The 5,248-nt window shown below is 38.5% G+C and carries 9 protein-coding genes and 1 pseudogene; all 10 read left to right on the forward strand.

Annotated features, from left to right (window positions below):
• Positions 1-456 precede the first annotated feature (456 nt).
• The gene (locus ACIY19_RS10525; RefSeq protein ID WP_409003373.1) at positions 457-1,023 is read left to right on the forward strand and encodes a helix-turn-helix domain-containing protein; all 567 of its coding nucleotides are present in this window, start codon (positions 457-459) and stop codon (positions 1,021-1,023) included.
• A 68-nt stretch (positions 1,024-1,091) separates the two neighbouring features.
• Positions 1,092-1,229, forward strand: a complete 138-nt coding sequence (locus ACIY19_RS10530; RefSeq protein WP_000599578.1) for a hypothetical protein — start codon at positions 1,092-1,094, stop codon at positions 1,227-1,229.
• Positions 1,229-2,353: a replication initiator protein A gene (locus ACIY19_RS10535; protein WP_409003374.1), complete on the forward strand. Its 1,125-nt coding sequence runs from the start codon at positions 1,229-1,231 to the stop codon at positions 2,351-2,353. Before ACIY19_RS10530 ends, ACIY19_RS10535 begins: the two co-directional genes overlap by 1 nt.
• Complete coding sequence (locus tag ACIY19_RS10540; protein ID WP_409003375.1) at positions 2,347-2,514, forward strand: hypothetical protein; 168 nt, start codon at positions 2,347-2,349, stop codon at positions 2,512-2,514. The genes ACIY19_RS10535 and ACIY19_RS10540 overlap by 7 nt, the downstream gene beginning before the upstream one ends.
• A gap of 4 nt (positions 2,515-2,518) precedes the next feature.
• Positions 2,519-2,785 (forward strand): thiopurine S-methyltransferase, encoded by a 267-nt coding sequence (locus ACIY19_RS10545; protein ID WP_409003376.1) that lies wholly within the window; start codon positions 2,519-2,521, stop codon positions 2,783-2,785.
• Positions 2,786-2,808: 23 nt separating this feature from the next.
• A complete protein-coding gene (locus ACIY19_RS10550) occupies positions 2,809-2,943 on the forward strand; it encodes a hypothetical protein (protein WP_258010732.1) in 135 nt (44 codons plus the stop codon).
• Between the two features lie 2 nt (positions 2,944-2,945).
• The gene (locus ACIY19_RS10555) at positions 2,946-3,161 is read left to right on the forward strand and encodes a helix-turn-helix transcriptional regulator (protein WP_409003377.1); all 216 of its coding nucleotides are present in this window, start codon (positions 2,946-2,948) and stop codon (positions 3,159-3,161) included.
• Between the two features lie 289 nt (positions 3,162-3,450).
• The gene (locus tag ACIY19_RS10560) at positions 3,451-3,753 is read left to right on the forward strand and encodes a hypothetical protein (protein ID WP_000128978.1); all 303 of its coding nucleotides are present in this window, start codon (positions 3,451-3,453) and stop codon (positions 3,751-3,753) included.
• Between the two features lie 15 nt (positions 3,754-3,768).
• The gene (locus ACIY19_RS10565; RefSeq protein ID WP_409003378.1) at positions 3,769-4,575 is read left to right on the forward strand and encodes an LPXTG cell wall anchor domain-containing protein; all 807 of its coding nucleotides are present in this window, start codon (positions 3,769-3,771) and stop codon (positions 4,573-4,575) included.
• Positions 4,576-4,601: 26 nt separating this feature from the next.
• A pseudogene (locus ACIY19_RS10570) lies at positions 4,602-5,248 on the forward strand (glucan-binding protein C); the annotation flags it as partial.

Raw genomic sequence — 5,248 nt, forward strand, 5'->3', positions numbered from 1 at the left:
GTAAGTGTCTAGAGTTTTGGGAAAATGAAAAATTAAATATCATATATCTTGAGAGAGCGAGAAAATCGCTCTCTTTTTTCGTTGCAAAAATTAAAGAAAGGAGAAAAAATGTCAGATAATCTAGAATTGATGGGATATGTGTAGGAAGGAAATAAGGAATGTTTAGCAAGAAAGTATTGGTGGCATGCTATATTTATAGCTTTGATTATTCAAAAGAGTCATTAGAACTTAATGAACTGATGTTTAGGAGTGTCCCAGTAAAAAAACGATGGAGAAAGTATTTTTTACTTAGTCTTAGTGATCGTGAAGATTTCGGTTTATCTGTATCGAAAAATGATCTTGAGAAAGTCTTGAATAAAGGTTGTTATCATGTCGTATTTTTTGAAAATCATTCTAGACAAAACCCGTTTAAAGCTTGGAGGTTATTCAATAAATACTACAGAATGAGGAATCCAGATGTCTAATAGACTTAAAAAACTAAGAAAAGAAAAAGGACTGACTCAAGCTGACTTGGCAAAAGTTTTGAATACTAACCAGTCTCAGTACGGAAAATACGAAAATGGAAAAACAAATCTTAGTCTAGAAAATGCTCAGATTTTATCAGAATTTTTTGGCGTAACACTTTCATACTTACTAGGACTTGATGATGATTCTTGTATTGTTGGAAGCAAAAAGATGACCCCATTCCAATCACTTGTTAGAGATAGGGATTTATCCCTGAAGGAAATTAGCGATAGTACAGGTATAGCTTATCCTACGTTGTCTGGGTATAATCAAGGAATTAGAACACCTAAGAAGAAAAATGCAAAAATCCTTGCAGAATACTTTGGAGTGTCTATTCCATATCTCCTCGGTTATGAAGAGAACTTTACGGCTAATAAACCAAACGCAACAATATCGATAGAGTTAGTTAAAGAACTTTCTTTTATCAGTGAAAAAAAGTCAAAACTCCTACAAGAATACATAGAACTTGATAAAAAGGAAAGAGACATTCTCGAACAGATAAGGAGTGCAGTTCTATAATCAAAATTAAGAAAGGATCACCTATGAAGCAACACCAAACAAAGGTCTCAAGGTTGACTAGAGACGTAATGATTTTAGATTTGATGAATACAATGGGATGGACTAGAAGCCGTGCTATTGCAGCTATTGAAGAGTTAGAGCAAACTCATCTTGTTTATTTTCCTGAAGCTGGTGGCTTGAGGTTACAAGTTGTAGGAGGCTACTAATGGCGGATATCACAATTGATCAACTAGCTACTCTAACTTTTTATCAAATTCCAGAAATATTTTTCACCCGTATTCAACACAATGAGAACGGCTATGTCAAATTGACTAGTTCTTACACAGGTCTTTCATCTGATGCTAAGTTGGCTTATGGTGCTCTTTATAATCGTTGTAAATTAAGTATCAGTTCATTCCAGAAGGGCAATAGAGATTACGTTGATGAAAATGGAGCAGTCTTTCTAATTTTTACAGTTTCTGACTTGATGCTACTACTGGATAAGGGAAAGATGAAGGTTACTAAAATCAAGAAAGAACTGCAAGAACATGGTCTCTTACGAGAAGTTAGGCAAGGGCTCAATAAGCCAAATAGACTTTATCTTCAGCTAGTGGATGCTAATTTAGAAATAGTGGAGCACTACTCATCTGATGGAGAGTTACTGAAGAGGGTTAATGCTCTTGGTAAAGTTCTCTATGAAAAAGCACCCCAAAGCCTTGGTAATAGCGAAAGTATCAAAAACGGACATCCACAAAATGGACTTCAAAACGTCCACGAAGCGGACGGAATAAATACAGAGAGGAGTCAGACAGAATATTCATACGATACTAATCGATACGAGGGCGAGTCATCTTTATCTGACTTATCAATCTCTGAAGCATTTAAAATGGGGCAACATGGTTTTCTTTCTCCTCAACTAGTTCAGAAACTCAGTTTGTTTGGAAAAGATGCAAAAATTCTTGAAAATAAAATCTATCAATCGAAACGTCAAGTTGAGAAGAATTACAACAACCTCTTAGCTGATCAGGAAATTTATGGAGAGGTTTGGCTGCAAGATCTTGAACGTGAGCTTGATAAATTGATTTTCAAAATTAAAACAGGAGAGGCTGAAGGAAAATCAATCCAGAATGTTCCAGCCTACTTCTACAAAATGATGATTCGCTTCTGGAAAATGGCTCTGCTGATCGAAAAAGAACAGGGCTTTATGGAGTTATCAGGACAAAGTGAGCACACTAGGAAATTCCCTGATGAGTGCCCTAGTCTGATTGCATACTATTATCCAGATAAACTGTCGGAGACGAAACTCAATAGTTATTTATCAGAATTGTCTAAGGGAGTTGAAACATGTTAAAAGATGAATTTAGACCAATTGATGGTAAAGTGCTAACAATAGGTCGTAGCCCGAAGGAGAAAATCTACATGGTTCCTAAAGCTGTTTTTGATTTACCAAAAAAAGAAAGAGCTGAGAAACACAGTCAAATTTTCTCATCATGGCAACAGAAAGAGGATTGATTTCATGGGATTGTTTAATAACCAAGAGAGAATGAACAGAGGGCAAGCTATGAAAGCTAGACCTTCCCAACCAGTTCAAGAGATTGAAATGATTGTAGAGTATTTTGATAAAACGGTAGACAGTATTTCCGTCACTTCCAACTTAGAGGAACTAGAAAAATTGGTATCAAGTTCATTTGGAACAGGAGCGAGTATGAATTTTCCATCAGCGACTCCGCCGTTTTCTATCAATCCTCGATGGGTGAAGAAGATAACTTATCGGACAAAATAAGGAACAATATCAGGAGGATAGAAATGTTTAAACTAGTTACAATGGCTTTATTATTGATCTTAGCTTATGGAATAGGGCTTGTCATGCTGGAGCTGAAGAATGCTCCTCTGATGGATGATGAAATACTATCAAGTTCAAATAATGAAGGAGATAAGTAGATGTGAGGAAACAAACACAAAATCGTATCAGAGACTTACGAAAGCAGTATAGATTGTCTCAGCAAGCCTTAGCTGATCAGATAGGAGTATTTCGTAACACCATATCGAACTGGGAAACAGGATATAGTCAGATAAGTCTTGAAAATGCTAAGAAAGTAGCAGAATACTTTGGGGTAACTATTGACTACCTGTTAGGATCAGAATCGGACCAAACCTAGTACAGATAAATCTATATTGACCGAAAAGTCATTAAACTATAGACCTTTGAAAACTGAATACAAGGCTTGCCCTGATGCAGCGTGGCTATGGATAAAAAAGAAACGGGGGCGAGTAGCAAACTAGAAAAGGATATCTAGTCCAGCCACTGAACGAAAAAGCATGATAATGATCATAAGCTGAAGGAGTAAGGGTTCCTAGACTATAAACCCAGCGCATGAAATACCGATGTAAAAATACGTTTTTACACAGCACGGCGTTATTTCGCCTTTCAACTTCAAGGAGAAATCTATGACAGATGAAATAACCGTCCGCCTAAAGGACTTAAAAAACTTAGGAAAACAAGGAGGTGCGACAGCTCGCTTAGAGGACGGCACAGACCTTATCCTGAAGCCAGACTATGCAGTCAAACAGGCTAGAGGATACGTAGACGGCCTTTTAAGGGATGTTGAATTTCATTTGCCTTATAAAAAGGTTTATGATCAAATTCGCACTATCAAGAGAGATGCTCAAGTTATAGCTCGAAAAGTTAAGACACCATCAGGAATGGAACTTCGTTTAACTGGAAAAGGTTATAACCCGAAAAATAAATAAAGAAAAGGAAAAATCATGAACAAAAAACAAGTATTAGCTACACTAGCACTTTCAACTATCGCACTTGCACAAGCTGGTTATGTATCAGCAGACGAACTTGCACCAATTGATTCTTCTGCTCCAACAACAGAAGTAGTTACGCCAACAGTACCTAGCGCTTCAACAGAAACAGAGGCTCCAGCAAATCAGTCAACAGAGCCTTCAGTTACTCCAGTTGATCCAACAGCTCCCTCAGACAAGGATAACGCAGGAAGTCTTGACGGAGTGCCAGCTGATAAGCCAGCACCTTCAGATAAGGCGCAAGACAAGGATAATGCAGGTAGCCTCGATGGTGTTCTAACACCATCAGATAAACCACAAGACAAAGACAACGCAGGAAGTCTTGACGGAGTGCCAGCTGATAAACCAGCGCCTTCAGATAAGGCGCAAGATAAAGATAACGCAGGTAGCTTAGATGGTGTTCCAGATGAAAAGCCAAAAACTACTGATCAAGCGAATCAGCAAGGAAAGTCACAAATTGGGACAACATCTACATCAACTGGACAGGTTGTCCATGATGTAACTAAAGAGCCCGTTGAAACAAATACAGGTGCGTCTATTGTTAGCACCCAAAACGGAAACGTAGTCCTTTCAGATGGTTCTGTAGTGGCTCCAGAAGAAGTTGGTGGAACAGTTAACGAAGATAAGACTATCTCTGTTACTGATTCAGAAGGCAAACTCAAAACACTTCCAAACACTGGGACTGCAGAAAGCATTCTGGGTGCTATTGGAGCCATGTTGTTGACAGCAGTCAGCTACGTCTACAAGAAGAAAATGTTTTAAGGTGAAATGGAAAGGGAAACAATTAAATGACAGAAAAAACACAAGGACACGGATATTTCCGTAAGAAAAAATGGGCTAAAGGCCTAGTATCAGGAATTGCAGTTGCAGGTATTGTAGCCTTCTCTGCAGGTTCTGTATTGGCGGATGAAGCAGTACAGCCTGAAAGCAAAAACGACAACAACACATACGCTAAACAAGCTGGTAAGGCAACAGGAAGCCAGCCTGTAGCGATTGATAATAGTGCAGTCACAAAGGCTGCTTCAACTGCTAAACAAGCTGGAGTAGTTGTGTCTGAGACATCAAGCGTTGATAAGGGTACAGATACTACTTCATCAAATCTTGATCAGTCTAAGGGTGAAATTAAACAAGACCAGGATAAGCAAATCAAGGCACTTGAAGAAACGACTGCAAAACAAGTCGAAAACAATACAGCCTTCAAGGAAGCGCAGGAAGCCATTCAAGCTAATAATAGCTTTGTGGCCACTGAAAAAGGCAAGCACGAACAATCAACAACTGTCACAGTGACGAATGACGGTTCGACTGCCACAGATGGAACTGCTGACAAAAACAAGCAAGCTACTAAAACAGCTAAGAAAGTCTTAGAAGAAAACCAGCAAGCTGTCTCAACCTACCTGGGTGAAAAAGCTAAGTATGATGCTACTGTTGAACAAGC

This window comes from Streptococcus sp. ST14, from assembly GCF_046098195.1.
GTDB lineage: Bacteria > Bacillota > Bacilli > Lactobacillales > Streptococcaceae > Streptococcus.